Source organism: Salipiger abyssi (assembly GCF_001975705.1).
Classification (GTDB): Bacteria; Pseudomonadota; Alphaproteobacteria; order Rhodobacterales; family Rhodobacteraceae; genus Salipiger; species Salipiger abyssi.
In genome coordinates, this window is record NZ_CP015093.1 from 2922020 (window position 1) to 2940223 (window position 18204).

An 18204-nucleotide genomic window follows, 5' to 3' on the forward strand; every position below is an offset into this window, starting at 1 on the left:
CTTAGCGCAGGAATTTGCGGCGCGCGTCGCGGGCGATCTCGTGGCGCATCTGAAGATCCGCGAGCTGCGCCATCAGGCGCTTTTTCTTCGCCGGTTCCTCTGTCGCCTGCCAGGCCGCGCGCACGGCGTCGAGCTGGGCCTTCAACCGGAGCTCTTCCGGGAGCGCCCCGGCCTCAGCCATCATGCGGAACCCCACCGCTTCGCCCGCGTCGAGCATGGCATCGCCCGGCCGGTCGGGCAGCGGTTTGCCTTCGCCGGCGAGGCCCGTGAGCTTGCCCTCGGCTTCGGCCTTGCGGATCTGCTGTTCGGTGAGTCGGGCCCAGCGTGACATGGGGAGAGGTTAGGGCGGTCGAATTGAGGCATCAATGGTTTGGAGCGCTCATCTTGTTTGTGACGAGGAGCGCGCTCTTGCAGCGCCCAAACAGTGCGCCCGGGCGCGGAACAAGCCCGAAGGGCGCCGCGCCATCGCCGGCCCGTTCGGGCGGGCTGGCGATATGGTGACGACAGCGCTGCGTGTCGAGGTCATTCGGATTTGGCCGGGATAAATCGAGAGGTTCGTAAGTCGGATCGCCAACCCACGGGCCGGCGATGGCGCGGCTCGCGACGGTGCGGCGCTTTGGCGGCAGTTGCGGCCGCCACGAAGCCCATGACCTTCAGATCGCCACCCCATGCCCCGGCAGCAAGCTGCCGGCAATCACGGCTTCCTGCCTTGACCGCACCGGGCGGAACGGTCAGGTTCTCGCGCGAGCAGCGGCAATCACAAAGGCGCCCGTCGAATGGCCAGCACACCGCCCCCCTTCGCCCGTTTCGAATGGATGATCGCCTGGCGCTATCTGCGCGCCCGGCGCGCCGAGGGCGGCGTCAGCGTGATGACCTGGATCAGCCTCATCGGCATCACCCTCGCGGTCTTCGCGCTCATCGCCACGCTGGCGGTGCGCTCGGGCTTCCGGGCGGAGTTCGTCGACACGATCCTCGGCGCCAATGCCCATGTCACCGTCTATGCCGGCCAGCGCGAGGACGAGTTCGGCCGCACCGTGCGCACCTTCCCGGATTTCCGCGAGCGCGCCGAGCGGGTGGCCGAGGTGCCGGGGGTGAGCCGCGTGGCGCCGCTGGTCAAGGGGCAGGTCATGGCCAATGCCAACGGGCGCAATGCCGGGGTCGAGGTGTTCGGCATCGACGGCGCCGATCTCGCCGCGATCCCGCGCGTTGCCGATCCCGAGACCGGGCGCGGCTCGCTCGACCGCTTCGACGAGGGGCTTGCCATCGGCTCGGGCGTGGCGCGCGAGCTGGGGCTGGGCGTCGGCGACCAGATCAAGCTGATCTCGCCCGACGGGGTGAAGACAGCCTTTGGCGTCTCGCCGCGCGTCAAGGTCTATGAGGTGGTCTATGTCTTCACCGCCGGGCGCTACGATATCGACCGCACCCGGGTCTATATGCCGTTCTCCGAGGCGCAGCTCTATTTCAACCGCGAGGGCGTCGCCGACGAGCTGGAGGTGATGACCGCCGATCCCGAGAATGTCGAGCAGGTCGCCGTGCCGGTGCAGATCGCGGCGGGCGAGGGCGCGCTGATCTGGACCTGGCAGGATGCCAGCGGCGCCTTCCTGCGGGCGCTGGAGGTGGAGGACAACGTGATGTTCGTCATCCTCTCGGTGCTGGTGCTGATCGCCACGATGAACATCGTCTCGGGGCTGATCATGCTGGTGAAGAACAAGGGTGGCGATATCGGCATCCTGCGCACCATGGGGCTGACCGAGGGCTCTGTGCTGCGGGTGTTCTTCATCTGCGGCGCCTTCACCGGGGTGATCGGCACGTTGCTGGGCGTGGTGCTGGGCTGTCTCTTCGCGATCTATATCGACCCGATCTTTTCCTTCGTGAACTATCTCGCGGGGGGCGGGGTCTGGGATCCGGCGGTGCGCGGCATCTATTCGCTGCCCGCCAAGCTGCAACTGGACGACGTGCTGAGCGCGATGGCGCTGTCGCTGGGGCTGAGCTTTGTCGTCACGATCTTTCCCGCCCGTCGCGCGGCGCGGATGAACCCGGTGGAGGCGCTGCGCTATGAGTGATACGGTCCTGCGCCTCACGGGCATCGAAAAGCGCTACAACGCCGGCAAACCCAACGAGGTCACGGTGCTGCGCGGCGCCGATCTGGAGGTCGGGCGCGGTGAGGTGGTGGCGCTGGTGGCGCCCTCCGGGGCGGGCAAGTCGACGCTGCTGCATATCGCCGGACTGCTGGATACCGCCGATGCGGGCGAGGTCGCCATCGCCGGCGAGGTGCTGGGCGGCCGCTCGGACCGGCGCCGCACCGTCGTGCGCCGGCAGGAGGTGGGCTTCGTCTATCAGTTCCACCACCTGCTGCCGGAATTCACCGCGCTCGAGAACGTGGCGCTGCCGCAGCTTGCCAATGGCGTCGCGCGAAAATCCGCCGAGGAGCGCGGGCTGGCGCTTCTGCGCAGCGTCGGCGTGGACGGTCGCGCGGCACACCGCCCGGCGGCGCTTTCGGGCGGCGAGCAGCAGCGTGTGGCTTTCTGCCGCGCTATGGCGAACGCGCCAAAGCTGCTTCTGGCCGACGAGCCCACGGGCAATCTCGACCCGGCGACCTCGGATACGGTGTTCGGTGCGCTCATGAGCCTGGTGCGCGACACCGGGCTGTCTGCGGTGATCGCGACGCACAACCTGGAGTTGGCGGGCCGGATGGACCGGCGCGTAAGGCTCGATGAGGGACGGCTGGTCCCCGCCTGAACGCAGATCTGAGCTCAGCCGCGCTGCGCCAGCCAGACCCCGAGCGCCATCAGCCCGATTCCGCCCGCGCGATTGAGCGTGAAGGGGACGACGCGGGCGCCGAACAAGCCGAAATGGTCGATCACCCCGGCGCTGATAAGCTGGCCGATCAGCACGAAGAAGATCGCCCGCCCGACACCGAAATGCGGCGCGACGAAGGTGATGCTCAATACGTAGAAGGCGATCAGGATGCCGGCCAGGAAGAGGTGCCTCGGCGCGTCCACGGCCCGGGCGATGGGGCGCGGATCGAGCGTGACCAGTGTCACCGTAGCGGCCACCAGCGCAATGCAGAACAGGATCACCGCGGCGGCGGCGGGCGAGCCGATATAGGTTCCGAGCCGGGCATTCAGCGCGGCCAGGATGGGCACCGCAATGCCGGCGGCAAGCATGGTCAGCGCGTGAATGGGCATGGGCTCTCCTCTCCGGTTCGCGGGCACAATGGCAAGCTGGGGAAACGGTGTCATCCCCAGAACGTCACGGGGGCTTGATCTGTGGCGCGGGCCGGGCGAGACAGGGGGCCGAAGGCAAAGCAGGGAGAGACTGGCATGACACGGCTGCTGATCGGAGCATGGCTTGGCGCGGCGCTGGGCATCGCGGCCTGCGTGCCCAATGAAATGCCGCAGGCGAGCGACGGGCGGGGCCTCTACATGGAGTATTGTGCTGTCTGCCATGGCGCGGACGGCAAGGGGGATGGCGAGATGGCGCGCGCCACGACCACGCCCCCCAAGAACCTCACGCTGATTTCGCTGCGCCACGGCGACCGTTTCCCGCGCGCCAAGGTGCTGTCGACGATCGACGGCTATGCGCGCTCGGATCTCGACGGGCCGGGCATGCCGGAATTCGGCGAACTGCTCGAGGGCGATCTGGTGCCGCTCGATACCGGCGACGGCACCATGACGCCGACGCCGCGCAAGCTGGTGGCGCTGCTCGAATATCTCGAATCGATCCAGCAGACCCGCTGAGCGGGGCTGGACGCGGCGGCCTCCGGATGGTGGCCGCCGCAACCCTGTCAGTAGACCGGCATCGAGCCGCCATTGACCCAGTAATCCGAGCCGGTGACAAAGCTGGCGCGGTCGGAGGTCAGGAACAGCACCACCTCGGCCACTTCTTCGGGCTCGCCGATGCGCTGGAGCGCGAATTTCTTGTGCTCCTTTGCGAAATGGTCGATGACCTTGTCGCGTTCCATGCCGCCATACATCTCGGCAAGCAGGTCGATGAAGCCGCCGGGCTTCTCCCAGATCGGCGTGCGTGTCGCGCCGGGCGAGACGCAGTTGGCGCGCACGCCCTGCGGGCCGAACTCGATCGACAGCGATTTCATGAAGCTCAGGACCGCCGCCTTGGACATGCAGTAGTCGTAGAACAGCGGCTCGGGCATGCGGCCGAAATCCGATGCGATGGCCACGACCGAGCCCTTGCCCGCCTTGGCCATATGCGGCACCGCCGCCCGCGCGCAGCGCAGCACGCCCAGCACGTTGACGTCGAAGGTGTTCATCACGTCCTTGTCGCCGGTATCGCTCAGCCCCGTGCGGGTGGGCGCCACGCCGGCGCAGCAGACAAGCACGTCGATCTTGCCATAAGCGTCGAGCGCCGCCTGCGCCAGCCGCTCTCCGCCATCGCCGCGCAGGTCGACCTCGACGCCGGTGACGCTGCCGGGGCCGGACAGGCCAGACACGGCCGAGACATCGAGATCCCCGGCAATCACCTGCGCGCCCTCCTCGACAAAGCGTGTGGCGGTGGCGAGCCCGATGCCGGATCCGGCACCTGTGACGATCACGGTCTTCCCCTGAAATTCCTGTGACATTTCATTCTCCTCCCAATGCAGCGAATGTGTGGTGATGGCGACCGGGCGGGCTAGAACAGCGGCCAGATCAGCCGGTCGAGTGAGACGGGGCCGCCGCCGTAGAAGACGAAGAACAGCGCGCAGAAGCCCCAGAGCGCGTAGTGCTCGAACCCGTTCTGGTTCGAAAAGAACCCGTCCTTGATGTGGTGGATTGCGGACAGGAACAGCAGCGCCGCGCAGGTTAGCGCGACGGGCCGGGTGAACAGGCCGAGCGCCAGCAGGGCGCCGCCCACCAGATTGTTCACCGTCGAGAGCCAGGCCCAGAACATCCCCGGCTTCCAGCCGAATTTCTCCATATAGGCCGCCGTTCCCGCGACGGTCTGGACCGGCATGCCGGTATTGGGGAAAAACTGGAAGCTGGCCCGGAGTGCGTAAAGCACCAGGACCACGCCGACCCAGACCCGCAACACCAGCGCCCAGATCGCAAAAATCGCGGGGAAGGATGTTTCGGCAAATTGAAAAAGCGACGGTGAGGCTGTGATGTCCATGACGGTTCCGGCTGTTATTGAGACGCCTGTCGGCCCTGTTTCGCGGGGGCCGGCTCAGGCCGTTTCATGCGGTGTGTCGGCCTGTTCGAGCGCCCAGCAGGCGATCTCGTCCTTGCGCATGAAGACGACGCCGGGATGCCCCTGCGCATAATCGACAAAATCGCTGACGACCTTGGCGATGCCGGGCTGGCCGCCGATGCGGTCATGCACGCTGACCGACATCAGCCTGCGGCGGGTTTCGGCCTCGGCATAGAGCATGTCGAACTCGTCGCGCAGATCCGACCCGAACGCTGCGCCCGAGAGCGAGAGCATATGGAACCGGTCGATATCGTTGTTGCGGCGGGTGTAGGGGACGACGCCGAAGCGCCCGCCATCGACCTCGACGGTAAAGGGCTCGTCGCGGCTGGTGTCGTCGATATAGTAGAGAAAGCCCAGCGATTTCAGAATGCTCAGCGTGTTGAGGCTGTTGCGCAGCGCAAAGGCGTTGAAGCCCACGGGCCGCGTGCCGGTGGCGGATTCGATTGCCGCGATGTTGCGGCTGTAGGAGGCGCGCTCCTCGTCGGGGCTCATCCGCCAGTGAGGCTCCCAGGTGTGCCCGTGCGCCGCCGCCTCGTGGCCGCGTTCGACGATCTCGCGGGCGATCTCGGGATGACGCTCCACCGCCTGGCCAACCATGTGCGATGTCACCTTGATCCCCTTGCGGTCCCAAAGGTCCAGAAGCCGGGGCAGCCCCTCTTTCACACCGTAATCGAACCATTTGCCGGTCGCGATGTTGACGGTCTCCCGGTCCATCTCGGCAAAGGGGCTGTAGGGCGCCTTGTCGGGCTGCGCGCCGGCCTCGAACTGCATCGAAACCGAAATGACCAGGCGGGCGCCGTCGGGCCAGTATCCTGCTGACATCGGTCTTCCTCCCATTTTATTCGTTTAGCAACTAACGATAAGGTGGAACTATTATGGAGCACGGATCTATCTGTCAATCCACTGATAAATGAACAGAATAGGAAAAATTTGATATCTACACTATTGACTCATCTATGGTCCCGCATCTAGCGTCTATCTAGTTCATTACTATCCTAATGATAAATGCTCTGGGAGGAGAACAGGATGGCCAGAACCGGAGAGGTCCGGCGCCGGGCAGGTTATGACCTGACCCTGTGGCCGGCCTGCGTGCGGGGATATCCGCTGCGCGAGCAGATCGCAGCGGCATCGGCGGCCGGGTATTCCTGTATCGCGGTCAACTCGGCAACCTATGTCGCGGCGCTGTCGGAGGGTCTCTCGGGCGCAGAGGTCGCCGAAATCGTCAAAGACCACGGCCTGCGGGTTTCTTGGGTGGATGCGGTCACCGGCTGGCTGCCCGTCCGCTATCCGCCGCGCGCGCCGGAGCTGAGGGATTTCCTCGACCACGACCTCGATATCGCCTTCGAGATGGCAGAGACGCTCGGCGCGACCTCGCTTCTGGCGGTCGGCAGTTTCGATCACGCGACCATTCCGATGCAGGAGCTCGTGGACCGCTTCGGCAGCCTTTGCGACCGCGCCGCCCGGCGCGGCCTGCGCGTGGGGCTGGAGTTTATTCCGTTCTGGGGGATTCCGACCCTGCGCACGGCGCTGGATATCGTCGCGGCGGCGGGGGCATCGAATGGCGGTTTCGTGCTCGACAGCTGGCACTTCTATCGCGGCGACCCCGACCTTGCGCTGATGGGCGAGATCCCGGCGGGCAAGCTCTATGCGGTGCAGCTCGCCGATGCCGCGCTGCGGATCCGGGGCGTCAACCTGCTCGACGATTGTCTGCAATATCGCTGCGCACCAGGGCAGGGGGCGCTGCCGCTCGACGATTTCATGGCGTCGGTAACACGGCTTGGCGCGAGTGATTTCGGCCCGGAGATCTTTTCGTCGGCGCTCGACACCCTGCCGGCGCAGCAGGCGGCGGAGCTCTGCGCCGATGCGACCCGCGTGCTGCTGAAAAAACATCACATCGCCGCCTGACGGCGGCATTCAAGTGGAGGAGAAACATGGATCTTGGTCTTGAGGGAAAGGTCGCCGTTCTCAGCGGCGGCGGGCGCAAGGGCGGCATCGGCTGGGCGACCATCAAGGAGCTGACCCAGGCCGGCGCCAAGGTGCTGATGGGCGATATCCAGATCGACAGCGCTTATGAAGAGCTGATGGCCGACGGGTCGGTGCAGGTTCTGGAGCTGGACCTGTCGCAGCCGGGCAACCCCGAACGTCTGGTCGAGACCGCCGTGGAGCGCTTCGGCAAGCTCGACATCCTGATCAACAACCTGGGCGTCACGATCTTTCGCGGCGGGTTTCTCGATGTCAGTGATGAGGATTGGGATTTCACCTTCCGCACCAACTTTCTGTCGAATGTGCGCGCCTCGCGGGCGGCCATGCCGCATCTGATCGAGTCGAAGGGGGTCATCGTCAACCTGGCCTCGACCCTCGGCACCACGCCGGTGCCGAGCCTTGTCGATTACAGCGCCTTCAAGGCGGCGACGCTGAATTTCACCAAGGGGCTGTCGGAGGAATTCAATCCGCAGGGCGTGCGGGTCGTCGCGGTCTCGCCGGGCGCGGTTCTGACGCCGCACTGGACCCGCAAGGGCGGCGCGTTCGAGATGATGGCGGCGGAACAGGGCGTCGATGTCGACACCCTGCGCGACGAGATCATTCCGCAGATGTTCGGCATGACGACCGGTCGCATGGTGCTGCCCGAGGAGATTGCCGCGACCATCTGCTTTGCCGCCTCCAAACAGGGCGGATCGCTCTCGGGGCTGGCGCTGACCGTCGATGCCGGCTCGGTGAAAACAATCTGAAATCCGGCGTCTGGGAGGAGCCAAAACAATGTCACAAGAAGCCGTATCCAAGCTTACCCCGGATGCGAAGACAGGCGGCCCGTCGCTTTTCGCGCGGCTGACACGGTTCGACGAGGCCGGTCTGCTTTTGGGCTTTGTCTTTCTGGTGCTGCTCATCGGCATCCCGCATCCGGAATTCTTCAACCCCGGCTCGATCGAGGCCACGTTGCGCCAGACCGCCTTTGTCGCGATCATTGCCTTCGGCATGGTGTTTCTGGTCGCCATGGTCGAGATCGACCTGTCGATCAGCGGGATCTATGCGGTGGCGGGCATGTCGATGGCGCTGCTGATCAAGGCCGGCGTCGACCCCTGGGCGGCGGTCTGCGTCGCGCTCTTGGCCGGCACGCTGCTGGGGCTGGTCAACGGGCTGCTGTCGGTGCTGCTCGGCGTGCCGCTGATCATCGTTTCGCTGGGCACGCTGTCGGTGTTCTTCGGGCTCAACCTGATCATCTCGGGCGGGCTCGCGGTGTTCGGCATGCCGCGCGATCACTCGTTCTTCCAGATCATCGGGGGCAATCATTTCGGCCTGCCGATGACGGTCTGGATCACCATCGCCACCGGCATCGTGCTGCATTTCGTACTCTGGCGGACGCGCTACGGCGCGCAGGTCCGGGCCATCGGCTCGAATACGGCGGCGGCGAAGTTCCTGGGCATCAAGGTGGCGCGGACACGGGTGCTGACCACCGCCTTCGTTGGCTTCCTCGCGGCGCTTTCGGGGGTGCTTACACTCGCCTTCTTCAAGGCCTCGGAGCCCACCATCGGTGCCGGGATCGAGCTGCGCGTGATTGCGGCGGTGGTGATCGGCGGCACGTCTCTGGCGGGGGGTTCGGGCACGATCCTGGGGGCCGCGCTCGGCGCGCTCATCATCACGCTGATCGACAGCGGCATCGTCTTTTACGGCATCGACCCGGATTATTCGCAATTCGTGACCGGTGTCGTGATCGTCGTGGCCATCGGTCTCGACCGGCTGGCCAAGCGGCGCAAGACATCCTGATCGCGGACAAATTTCGCAAACGACTGAATGAGAGGGAGGAGCTCATGTCTATTCGAACTGCAAAGACGACCCTGAGGAAGGGCACCATCGCGGCGCTGGCGGCATTGTCGGCAACCGCCGGGGCGGCCCAGGCGCAGGACAAGGTGACGATTTCACTGATCCAGATCCTGACGGTTCAGGAATGGGCCTCGGAGGTGGAGGCCGGCGCGCGCGCCGCAGTGGCCGATATCGGAGAGGACAAGATCACCCTGCGCGTGCAGGGGCCGGCTGGGTTCGAGCTGGCGAAACAGGCGCAGGTGACGCTGAGCGAGGTCGAGCGCGGCACCGATGCCATCATCCTGTCCAATGTCGCACCGGGCGCGATGATCGAGCCTGCCGCCATTCTGGCCGAGCGCGGCGTGCCGATCACCTGGATCGTCTCGGCGCCGCCGAATGAGGTGGAGAACGCGTTCTTCGTGGGCAGCGACCCCTACGCGGTGGGCGAGGCCGGGGCCAACCTGATCGTTGACGCGCTGGAAGAGAAACACGGCAAACCGGCCTCGGAGCTGTCGGGCGAGATTGTGCAGGGGCTCTGCGTCCCGGGGCTGCCGGTTTTGACCCGGCGCATGCATGCGGTCGAGGCGGCGGTGTCGGAAAAGATCCCGAACGCGACCTTCCTGCCGCCCTTCGACTCCAAGCTGGATTTGACGCAGAGCTATGCGTCGTGGAACCAGGCGATCCAGAAATACCCCGACGCGCTGTTCTATACCGACCCTTGCGAGGACGCGAACAAGAACATCCAGAAGATCCGGGTGGATGACGGCATTGACGTGCCGCAGGTCTATTACGACAACCCCGAGATCGCGCGGCAGGCGGTGCTGGATGGAGAGGTTACGGGCCTTGTCTCGTCGAACCGGTTCACCGAGGGCTATGTCGCGGTCTGGGCGACGGCCAAGGCGCTGATGGACGAGGAACAGCCCTTCCCGACGGGCTGGCTGCATGTGCCCTATAAGGTGGTCGATCAGGAGAATATCGGCGCATACATCGCTGCCTGGGACGACAACGGCGCCGGGCTGCGCGAATTCTACGATCCCGAGATCACCACCACCCGCGCGTTGCCGCTGACCGGCCTGCCGCCGACCAGCGACTATAACGGCGGCGCGCAGTGACATTCCGGCGGCGCCGCTTCGGTGGCGCCGCCTTCCCCTATCTGTCGGAGGCATCATGACCCGTGAGATCTTTAGCGCGCGCGGCATCGGCAAGACCTATGGCGCGACCGTGGCGCTCGACAATGTCGGTTTCGAGCTGCGACCGGGTGAAATCATCGGCCTGGCCGGGATGAACGGGGCGGGCAAATCGACGCTCCTTCAGATCATCGCTGGCGCCATCCGGCCCTCCGCCGGCGAGCTGACCATCGACGGCCACCCCGTCCAGTTCGGCTCCACCGCCGATGCGCTGCGCGAGGGCATCGCCATCGTCTCGCAGGAGCTGAGCCTGTTCTCCTCGCTCTCGGTCGAGGAAAACCTGCGCATGCTCAAGGGGCAACGCTCCTGGCCGTCGCGGTCCGCCTTCCGCAAGGAGGCCCGCAAAATCCTGAGCGAACTCGGTTTCGACTACGATCTGGGCCGCCGTCTGGAAGGGCTCAGCCTCGGCGAGCGGCAACTGGTCGAGATCGCCCGCGCGCTGCTGCAAAGCCCGCGCGTGCTGATCCTCGACGAGCCCACCTCGTCGCTGCATACCAGCGAGGTCAAGCGCCTGCACGACCAGCTGCGGCGGCTGCGCGATCTGGGCGTGGGTATCGTCTATGTCACGCATTTTCTGGAAGACCTTATCGACGTCTGCGACGAGGCGGTGGTGCTGCGCAACGGGCAGCGCGTGGCCTCGCCGGACCTGAAGGATCCCGACAGCCTGCCCGCCCTGGTGGCGGCGATGCTGGGCGACGACCCGCTGGCCGATCCCGAGACCGAGGACGAGTCAGACCACGCGCTGGAGGGCTACAGCTTTCCCGAGGGCGGGCCGCTGGTGATCTCGGATCTGCGCGGCACGTCGGGCTTTGCTGTCGAGGCGCTCGAGGTAAAGGCGGGCGAGGTCTATGGGGTCTCAGGGCTCGTTGGGTCCGGCGTGTCGGATCTCTTCGAGATCCTGTTCGGCGTGCAGAAACCGGCTGCGGGCCGGGTCCGTCTGCCCTCGGGCGCCTCGATGCAGCCCGACCCGGCGGCAGCGGTGAAGGCGGGCGTTGCCTATCTGCCCGCCGACCGCAAGGCGCTGAGCCTGATGCAGCGCCAGTCCATCGCGGAAAACGTCGTCAGCGTGCGGTCCCTCGCCCAGGGCCGCGACGGCATCGTGCTCGACCGGGCGCAGACCGTGGCGCTGGCGCAGAAGCGCTGTGCCCAGCTCGGGGTGAAGCTCGCCACGGTGGAGCAGACGGTCTCCGAACTGTCCGGCGGCAATCAGCAGAAGGTGGTGTTTGCCAAATGGCTGGAGGCGCAGCCGACGCTGTTGCTGCTCGACGATCCGACCCGGGGCATCGACATCCATGCGCGGCTCGAGATTCACCGCATCGTCCGGCATCTGGCGCAGGCGGGGCTTGTCGTGCTCGTCTATTCCAGCGACCCGGGCGAGATCATCGACCTGGCCGACCGCATCGGCGTGTTTGTCGATGGCAGGCTCGCCGGAGAGCTGAGCGGTGCCGAGATGACCGAGCACAACCTGCTCGTGATGATGAACTCCACCAAAGACGCCGGAGCCGTATCGGGCCCGGGTCTCCCCCGGAAACTGGAAGCAGAGGGACTGTCATGATTTTGGAACTGGTCGAGATCCGGACGAAACCGGGGTCAGAGAGCGTGTTTGCGGACGGGATGACGGCGGCATTGCCGCTGTTTCAGGCCGCGCCGGGCTGCCACGGGATCGAGGTCGTGCGCTCCAAGGAGAACCCGCAGACCTTCTTCTGCCTGGTGAAATGGGACAGCGTCGAGGACCACACCGAGAAGTTCCAGAAATCGCCGGCCTATGAGACGCTATTCGGGCTCATCGGAGAGGCAATCGACGGCGGTGTCGCCGCGTCGCATTGCGATTACGTAGTCTCTGAGGCAGGTATGCCCTAAAGTTTCTGCGTTTGCAGGGCCGGCTTCGTTCCGGCCCTGCGGTTATTGCGACTGGACCTGCGCCCGATGAACAGCCTGCCCCCCGACCGGAGCTTCGGTCACCTGATCCGCGATGTGAACCGCTATTTCCAGCGCGAGCTCGGCCGGCGGATCGCGCCTCTCGGGGTCTCTCTGGGGCAGTGGTACGCGCTGCGGGTGCTGTGGATTCAGGACGGCATCTCGCAGGCCGAGATCTCGCAGCGCGCGGGGGTGGCCGCGCCCAGCATCGTGGCGGCGCTGCGCAGCCTGGCAGAGCACGGCTATGTGGTGCGAGACCGGCATCCCACGGATCAGCGCAAGAACATCATCTTTCTGACCAAGGCGGGGCGGCAGCTCGAATCCATCTGTCTGGCACAGGCCATCGAGGTAAACGCCTTTTCGCTCGCGGGGTTGCCCGAGGAGGATGTGGAAACCTGCATGCGCGTCTTGCGTGCCGCCTGCGGGCGCTTTGTCGAGCAGGCCGAGGACGCCGGCGCCGCACCCGAGATCTGAAGGCTTTCCCGACCGGTTCGGCTTGGGGTCACCGAAACCGATCCGGCGAAGGTGGCGGATGGGCCTTCTGCGACTCTGAATGAATTTATTTGCCTAACGAACCTATCGCCCGCGGCCTGCTCGGTCAGCCGTCGGAATGTGCGCGACGGGTGGAATGGCCGCGTCGTTCCATGTCGGGCCGCCACGATGCAAGACGTCCTGAGCACAGCGGTGCGAGGGCAGGGGGCATGTGCCCGACCGATGCTTGACACGGGTTCTCTCTGCGAACATCTTCGTTAGGCTACGAAGCTTGCAGGATCTTCTGTCAATTGTGCCTCCGCCGAACCGGTGGCGCTTTGCGGGCGTCTCGGCGGATCCGCCGCCTGTCCTCTTCCCAACAACGGAGCTGCCGCCGCGACGATGCAAACGCTTCACCCCGATGAAAGTTTTGGTCATATCGTTCGCAACCTGAACAGGCTGCTGCAACGCGAGCTGGCGCTTCGGCTGGCGCGGCACGGTGTCAGCATCGGACAATGGTACGTGCTGCGGGTGCTCTGGCTTCAGGACGGGCTGGCACAGGCGGAGATCGCGCAGCGTGCGGGGATCGCCGCGCCGAGCGTCGCGGTCACCCTGCGCAGCCTTGCCGCCGAGCGGATGATTGTCCGCGAGGGCCATCCGACCGACCAGCGCAAGAACGTTGTCTATCTCACCAAAAAGGCCAGGCAGCTGGAGGCCCCCTGCCTCGCGGCGGCGGCCGAGGTGAACGCGGCGGCCTTGTCCGGAGTGGCCGGGCCGGAGATCGAACAATTGCTTGTCACACTCGGCGTCGCGCAGCGCAACCTGACGGGTGGCGACCGGGCGGATGCGGCAGAAGGTCCGCAGGAGCTGCGCCCGCCGCTGACGGGGCGGCCCTGACAGGCCCGTCATGGTCTCTGCGTGGTCCGGCCCCCTGCCCGGGGAGGTCGCGCGGTTGCCGGTGACGGAGGGGCGTGACGATCCGGGGGCAGTCGAGGAGGCGCTGACCGTCGAACCCAACAGAGTCCGCCATCGTCTCGCGCCATGCGCGGCAATTTCGACGAGACCGTCGTTACAACGGCATGAAGAGACGGCCACGCAAATCGGAGCTGTCACTCCAGTTGCTCGGATGACTTTCCGCCCGAAGAGGTCGATCAGCGCGCTGTGGCGTCAGGAGGGCGGCGTTTCCGCTTCGGGGAAGGCCACGCGGCACCGCTCCATATCCGCTTCGGCGGCTCGGCGCAGCTCGGGCAGGGCGCGCGCCAGTTCGGCGTCGCGGGCGCGCAGCGCCTCTGCGTCAACGGGGATCCGCCGTGTCACCGGCTGCGCGTCGCTCTCCCAGCAGGGGTAGAGCTGGCCGGTGCCGCCGGCGCACCAGCGAAAGCGGGTTCGTTCCTCGAATTTGGTCTCATAGGTGAAGCCCCGCGCCAGATCCTCGGCGATGCGCTCCCGCTCCTTCAGTGCCGCGCGCCAGGGGCCGGCGGCATCGCGCAGGCAGCGCTCTTGCGGTGTGGCGCAGGCGGCCAGCAGGAGAAGTGCCGTGAGAGGGATCGCGAGAATCGGGCGCATGCCTGTAATTTAGGCCGTAATGGCGCGCTGTCGATCCCTCAGCGCAGCCGTGCGGCGATGCGCATGGTCTGCGTGTCGATCTGCCACAGCCGTGCCGGGATCGCTGTGCCGGCGCGGGTTTCATAGGGCATGAGCTGCAACTGGCTGCCGGCGAGCCTGCCGCCGGTGCGGCTGCCATCGGCGAAGAGCATCACCACCGGCCCGTCGGCGAGCGCTCCCTCCTCGACGCGGCACAGGGCGCCGGGGTAGAGATGGGAGGAGGGGGCGGAGAGTTCCAGCATGGGCGCAGTCTGCTGTATTCCGCGCGGTGGCGAAAGACGGCGCTTTGGACGGATCGGGAGGACGACATGACGAAGTTCCACATGGCTGCGCTTGGCGCGGCGCTGATTTTGGGGTGTAGCAGCGCGGGGGCCGAAACGCCCGTGAACATCGCCCGCGACCTGCCCTCGGTCACGGTCGAGACGGAGCACGGCCCGGCGGAGATCTCGCGCATCCAGGATCCGGAGCACCGGCTGACCGGCGATTGGGCGCGCACCTCGCGCCCCTGTCCGGATTTCTGCATCCAGCCGATGCAGCCCGCTCCCGGCGTGACGACGATCGGCGAGCTGGAGCTGCTCGAGATGTTGCAGGATCCCGAGGCGCTGGTGATCGACAGCCGGACGTCCGACTGGTTCCGGCAGGGCACGATCCCCGGCGCGGTGAGCATCCCTTATACCTATATCATCGACGAGCTGGGCCGGCTCGGCTGCGAGGTGGATTTCGACGGCTGGGATTGTGCCGAGGCGAAGCCTGTTGCGCTCTTCTGCAACGGGCTCTGGTGCGGCCAGTCGCCGACCGCGATCCGCAACATGCTGGAGGCGGGCTATCCGGCGGAGCGGATTTACTACTATCGCGGCGGCATGCAGAGCTGGCGCCTGCTCGGGCTGACGGTGAGCGGTGGCGAGGATATGGCGGAGGAAGCGGAGGGGCTGTGCAACCCGTCCGACTACGCGGCGCTGGTCGGCCAGAACATCGCCGCGGTGACGCTGCCCGCTGGCGAGGAGATCCGCGTGCTGCGCGAAGGCCAGCCTGCGACGACGGATTTCAACCCCGCAAGGCTGAACATCGAGACGGATGAGGCGGGTATGGTGCTGCGGGTTTTCTGCGGCTGAGTAGGGTGGGCAATCTGCCCACCGCCGCCTCGTACTTAACCCGTCCTTTACCGCTTTCGCGTCATATCGGACGGATGCCGAATTACCGTCGATTGCAGATACCCGGGGCGTCGTATTTCTTCACCGTCGCGCTGGCGCGGCGGCCTTCGGCGTTATTGCTGGAATATGTCGACGATCTGCGCGGCGCCTATCTCGACACCATACGCGAGGCGCCGGTGTTCTGCGACGCGATGGTGATCCTGCCCGATCATCTGCACGCAGTCTGGACGCTGCCGCCTGGCGACAATGCCTTTCCCGAGCGCTGGCGCAAGATCAAGGCGCGGTTTTCGAGGCGGGTGGGTGCGGGGTGTGCCGGAACAGGGGCGGTGGGCAGAATTGCCCACCCTACGCGGGTCTCGTCCAGCAAGCGGGCCAAGCGCGAACGCGGAATCTGGCAGCGGCGCTATTGGGAGCACATGATCCGCGACGAGGCAGATTACCAAGCGCATGTGGCCTATTGCTGGGGCAATCCGGTGCGGCACGGGCTGGCGGCACGGCCCTCGGATTGGCCCTGGTCGTCGATCCATCGCGACATTCGCTTGGGGCGCGTCGATGCGGATTGGTCGGGTGGCTTGGGCGAAGGGATGTTCGGCGAGTAGGGTGGGCAATCTGCCCACCATTCGCTCTTCCGGCCCGGCGCAATGACGGTGGGCAGATTGCCCACCCTACCGCTTCCGCCGCTTCACATTCCCGCCGCGCTGGCCCGGGCGGCCCGCCGTGGAGCGGCCGGATGACTTGACCGCCGCGTCCGACGCCGCCTCGACCGCCGATTGGCGCGCCAGCGGGTCGTCGTGAACGGCAAGATCCACCGCCTCCAGCCGCTTGATCTCGTCGCGCAGCCGGGCGGCCTCCTCGAATTCCAGATTCTCGGCGGCCTTGCGCATATCCGTGCGCAGCCCCTCCAGAACCGTTTCCAGATTGGCGCCGGCGCGCTCCTTGTCGACCACCGCCGTCACCCGGTTCATGTCCACATCGCCCTGATAGAGCCCGGCGAGAATGTCCTCGACATTCTTCTTCACCGTCGCCGGTGTGATGCCGTGCTCCTCGTTATAGGCGATCTGCTTCACCCGACGCCGCTCGGTCTCGGCCAGGGCGCGCTCCATCGAGCCGGTGATGCGGTCGGCATACATGATGACGCGGCCCTCGGCATTCCGTGCCGCGCGCCCGATGGTCTGGATCAGCGAGGTCTCGGAGCGCAGGAAGCCCTCCTTGTCCGCGTCCAGAATGGCCACCAGCCCGCATTCGGGAATATCCAGCCCTTCGCGCAGCAGGTTGATGCCGATCAGCACGTCGAAGGCGCCGAGCCGCAGATCGCGCAGGATCTCGATCCGCTCGATCGTGTCGATATCGGAATGCATGTAGCGCACCTTGATGCCCTGTTCGTGCATATATTCCGTCAGATCCTCGGCCATGCGCTTGGTGAGCGTGGTGCAGAGCGTGCGGAAGCCGTCCGCCGTGACCTTGCGGACCTCGTCGAGCAGATCGTCCACCTGCATCTCGACGGGGCGGATCTCGACCTGCGGATCCAGCAGCCCGGTGGGACGGATCACCTGTTCGGTGAAGACGCCGCCGGCCTGCTCCAGCTCCCACGCCGCCGGGGTGGCCGAGACAAACACCGATTGCGGGCGCATCGCGTCCCATTCCTCGAATTTGAGCGGGCGGTTGTCCATGCAGGAGGGCAGCCGGAACCCGTGCTCGGCGAGCGTGAACTTGCGCCGGTAGTCGCCCCGGTACATGCCACCGATCTGCGGCACGGTGACGTGGCTTTCATCGGCAAAGACAATCGCATTGTCGGGGATGAATTCGAACAGCGTGGGCGGCGGCTCGCCCGGCGCACGGCCGGTGAGATAGCGCGAATAGTTCTCGATGCCGTTGCAGACGCCGGTGGCCTCCAGCATCTCGATATCGAAATTGGTGCGCTGCTCCAGCCGCTGCGCCTCCAGCAGCTTGCCCTCGCTCACAAGCTGGTCGAGCCGCTGGCGCAGCTCTTTCTTGATCTGCACCACCGCCTGATTCATCGTCGGTTTCGGCGTCACATAGTGCGAGTTGGCATAGACCCGGATGCGCTCGAAGCTGCCGGTTTTCTGGCCGGTGAGCGGGTCGAATTCCGTAATGGCCTCAAGCTCTTCCCCGAAAAAGCTCAGCTTCCACGCCCGGTCTTCGAGGTGGGCGGGCCAGATCTCCAGCGAATCCCCGCGCACCCGGAACGAGCCGCGCTGAAACGCCTGGTCGTTGCGCCGGTATTGCTGGGTCACCAGATCGGCCATCACCTTGCGCTGATCGTATTCGTTGCCGGCAATCAGATCCTGGGTCATCGCGCCGTAGGTCTCGACCGAGCCGATGCCGTAGATGCAGGAGACCGAGGCCACGATGATCACATCGTCGCGTTCGAGCAGCGCACGGGTGGCCGAGTGGCGCATCCGGTCGATCTGCTCGTTGATCTGGCTTTCCTTTTCTATGTAGGTGTCCGAGCGCGCCACATAGGCCTCGGGCTGGTAATAGTCGTAGTAGCTGACGAAATACTCCACCGCGTTGTCCGGGAAGAAGCCCTTGAACTCGCCGTATAGCTGCGCCGCCAGCGTCTTGTTGGGGGCGAGGATGATCGCCGGGCGCTGGGTTTCCTCGATCACCTTGGCCATGGTGAAGGTCTTGCCGGTGCCGGTGGCGCCCAGCAGCACCTGATTGCGCTCGCCGTCGCTCACGCCTGTCGACAGCTCGGCGATGGCGGTGGGCTGATCGCCCGCCGCCTGGAACTCTGTCTGCATGACAAAGCGCTTGCCACCTTCGAGCTTTTCGCGCTCGCGCACATCGGGAGCGGGGGCGTGCATCTCGGGGGCGGACTTGTCGGAATGGGCATAGGGCATGGGAGAGGTTCCTGGACCGGGCGCCTG

General features: G+C 65.9%; 21 protein-coding genes. 13 read left to right on the forward strand and 8 right to left on the reverse strand.

What is annotated here, in order from left to right; genetic code table 11:
* Nucleotide 1: 1 nt before the first annotated feature.
* Nucleotides 2-331 (reverse strand): DnaJ family domain-containing protein, encoded by a 330-nt coding sequence (locus Ga0080574_RS17750; protein ID WP_076702801.1) that lies wholly within the window; start codon nucleotides 329-331, stop codon nucleotides 2-4.
* A 445-nt stretch (nucleotides 332-776) separates the two neighbouring features.
* Between Ga0080574_RS17750 and Ga0080574_RS17755 the strand changes: the two genes are divergently transcribed.
* Together Ga0080574_RS17755 and Ga0080574_RS17760 are read left to right on the forward strand one after the other, a co-directional pair.
* The gene (locus Ga0080574_RS17755) at nucleotides 777-2063 is read left to right on the forward strand and encodes a lipoprotein-releasing ABC transporter permease subunit (protein ID WP_076702803.1); all 1287 of its coding nucleotides are present in this window, start codon (nucleotides 777-779) and stop codon (nucleotides 2061-2063) included.
* A complete protein-coding gene (locus Ga0080574_RS17760) occupies nucleotides 2056-2739 on the forward strand; it encodes an ABC transporter ATP-binding protein (protein WP_076702806.1) in 684 nt (227 codons plus the stop codon). Before Ga0080574_RS17755 ends, Ga0080574_RS17760 begins: the two co-directional genes overlap by 8 nt.
* 14 nt (nucleotides 2740-2753) lie before the next feature.
* Here the strand turns inward: Ga0080574_RS17760 and Ga0080574_RS17765 are convergent, their stop codons facing one another.
* Entirely contained in the window at nucleotides 2754-3188 is a 435-nt protein-coding gene (locus Ga0080574_RS17765) for a DMT family transporter (protein WP_076702808.1), read from the reverse strand.
* Between the two features lie 135 nt (nucleotides 3189-3323).
* Between Ga0080574_RS17765 and Ga0080574_RS17770 the strand changes: the two genes are divergently transcribed.
* On the forward strand, nucleotides 3324-3740 hold the full coding sequence (locus Ga0080574_RS17770) for a c-type cytochrome (protein WP_076702810.1): 417 nt from the start codon (nucleotides 3324-3326) through the stop codon (nucleotides 3738-3740).
* Nucleotides 3741-3787: 47 nt separating this feature from the next.
* Here Ga0080574_RS17770 and Ga0080574_RS17775 read toward each other — a convergent pair whose 3' ends face one another.
* The 3 genes from Ga0080574_RS17775 to Ga0080574_RS17785 are packed head-to-tail and all read right to left on the reverse strand — an operon-like array spanning nucleotide 3788 to nucleotide 6006.
* The gene (locus Ga0080574_RS17775; protein WP_076702812.1) at nucleotides 3788-4579 is read right to left on the reverse strand and encodes an SDR family NAD(P)-dependent oxidoreductase; all 792 of its coding nucleotides are present in this window, start codon (nucleotides 4577-4579) and stop codon (nucleotides 3788-3790) included.
* A gap of 50 nt (nucleotides 4580-4629) precedes the next feature.
* Nucleotides 4630-5106, reverse strand: coding sequence for a DoxX family protein (locus Ga0080574_RS17780; protein WP_076702815.1), 477 nt, complete (start codon nucleotides 5104-5106; stop codon nucleotides 4630-4632).
* Between the two features lie 54 nt (nucleotides 5107-5160).
* Entirely contained in the window at nucleotides 5161-6006 is an 846-nt protein-coding gene (locus Ga0080574_RS17785) for a polysaccharide deacetylase family protein (protein WP_076702817.1), read from the reverse strand.
* 204 nt (nucleotides 6007-6210) lie between these two features.
* On the opposite strand from Ga0080574_RS17785, the gene Ga0080574_RS17790 reads away from it, so the two are divergent.
* The 8 genes from Ga0080574_RS17790 (at nucleotide 6211) to Ga0080574_RS17825 (ending at nucleotide 13454) form a co-directional block, all read left to right on the forward strand.
* Nucleotides 6211-7089 carry a sugar phosphate isomerase/epimerase family protein gene (locus tag Ga0080574_RS17790; protein ID WP_076702819.1) on the forward strand — a complete coding sequence of 293 codons (879 nt, stop codon included), beginning with the start codon at nucleotides 6211-6213 and terminating at the stop codon, nucleotides 7087-7089.
* Between the two features lie 26 nt (nucleotides 7090-7115).
* Nucleotides 7116-7913, forward strand: coding sequence for an SDR family NAD(P)-dependent oxidoreductase (locus tag Ga0080574_RS17795; protein WP_076702821.1), 798 nt, complete (start codon nucleotides 7116-7118; stop codon nucleotides 7911-7913).
* 28 nt (nucleotides 7914-7941) lie between these two features.
* Complete coding sequence (locus tag Ga0080574_RS17800; RefSeq protein ID WP_076702823.1) at nucleotides 7942-8946, forward strand: ABC transporter permease; 1005 nt, start codon at nucleotides 7942-7944, stop codon at nucleotides 8944-8946.
* A gap of 44 nt (nucleotides 8947-8990) precedes the next feature.
* Nucleotides 8991-10094 carry a sugar ABC transporter substrate-binding protein gene (locus Ga0080574_RS17805; RefSeq protein ID WP_083716884.1) on the forward strand — a complete coding sequence of 368 codons (1104 nt, stop codon included), beginning with the start codon at nucleotides 8991-8993 and terminating at the stop codon, nucleotides 10092-10094.
* A 55-nt stretch (nucleotides 10095-10149) separates the two neighbouring features.
* The gene (locus tag Ga0080574_RS17810; RefSeq protein ID WP_076702827.1) at nucleotides 10150-11724 is read left to right on the forward strand and encodes a sugar ABC transporter ATP-binding protein; all 1575 of its coding nucleotides are present in this window, start codon (nucleotides 10150-10152) and stop codon (nucleotides 11722-11724) included.
* Nucleotides 11721-12029 carry an antibiotic biosynthesis monooxygenase family protein gene (locus tag Ga0080574_RS26270; protein WP_076702829.1) on the forward strand — a complete coding sequence of 103 codons (309 nt, stop codon included), beginning with the start codon at nucleotides 11721-11723 and terminating at the stop codon, nucleotides 12027-12029. Before Ga0080574_RS17810 ends, Ga0080574_RS26270 begins: the two co-directional genes overlap by 4 nt.
* Before the next feature lie 66 nt (nucleotides 12030-12095).
* Nucleotides 12096-12560 carry a MarR family winged helix-turn-helix transcriptional regulator gene (locus Ga0080574_RS17820; protein WP_076702831.1) on the forward strand — a complete coding sequence of 155 codons (465 nt, stop codon included), beginning with the start codon at nucleotides 12096-12098 and terminating at the stop codon, nucleotides 12558-12560.
* Between the two features lie 399 nt (nucleotides 12561-12959).
* Nucleotides 12960-13454: a MarR family winged helix-turn-helix transcriptional regulator gene (locus Ga0080574_RS17825; protein WP_076702833.1), complete on the forward strand. Its 495-nt coding sequence runs from the start codon at nucleotides 12960-12962 to the stop codon at nucleotides 13452-13454.
* Between the two features lie 270 nt (nucleotides 13455-13724).
* Here the strand turns inward: Ga0080574_RS17825 and Ga0080574_RS17830 are convergent, their stop codons facing one another.
* Both Ga0080574_RS17830 and Ga0080574_RS17835 read right to left on the reverse strand, forming a co-directional pair.
* On the reverse strand, nucleotides 13725-14123 hold the full coding sequence (locus Ga0080574_RS17830) for an excinuclease ABC subunit B (protein ID WP_076702835.1): 399 nt from the start codon (nucleotides 14121-14123) through the stop codon (nucleotides 13725-13727).
* Nucleotides 14124-14161: 38 nt separating this feature from the next.
* A complete protein-coding gene (locus tag Ga0080574_RS17835) occupies nucleotides 14162-14404 on the reverse strand; it encodes a hypothetical protein (RefSeq protein ID WP_076702837.1) in 243 nt (80 codons plus the stop codon).
* A 66-nt stretch (nucleotides 14405-14470) separates the two neighbouring features.
* Between Ga0080574_RS17835 and Ga0080574_RS17840 the strand changes: the two genes are divergently transcribed.
* Nucleotides 14471-15274, forward strand: coding sequence for an I78 family peptidase inhibitor (locus Ga0080574_RS17840; RefSeq protein WP_198039743.1), 804 nt, complete (start codon nucleotides 14471-14473; stop codon nucleotides 15272-15274).
* A gap of 74 nt (nucleotides 15275-15348) precedes the next feature.
* Entirely contained in the window at nucleotides 15349-15912 is a 564-nt protein-coding gene (locus tag Ga0080574_RS17850) for an REP-associated tyrosine transposase (RefSeq protein WP_076702839.1), read from the forward strand.
* Nucleotides 15913-15978: 66 nt separating this feature from the next.
* Here the strand turns inward: Ga0080574_RS17850 and uvrB are convergent, their stop codons facing one another.
* Nucleotides 15979-18177, reverse strand: coding sequence for an excinuclease ABC subunit UvrB (uvrB, locus tag Ga0080574_RS17855; protein WP_076702841.1), 2199 nt, complete (start codon nucleotides 18175-18177; stop codon nucleotides 15979-15981).
* Nucleotides 18178-18204: the final 27 nt, after the last annotated feature.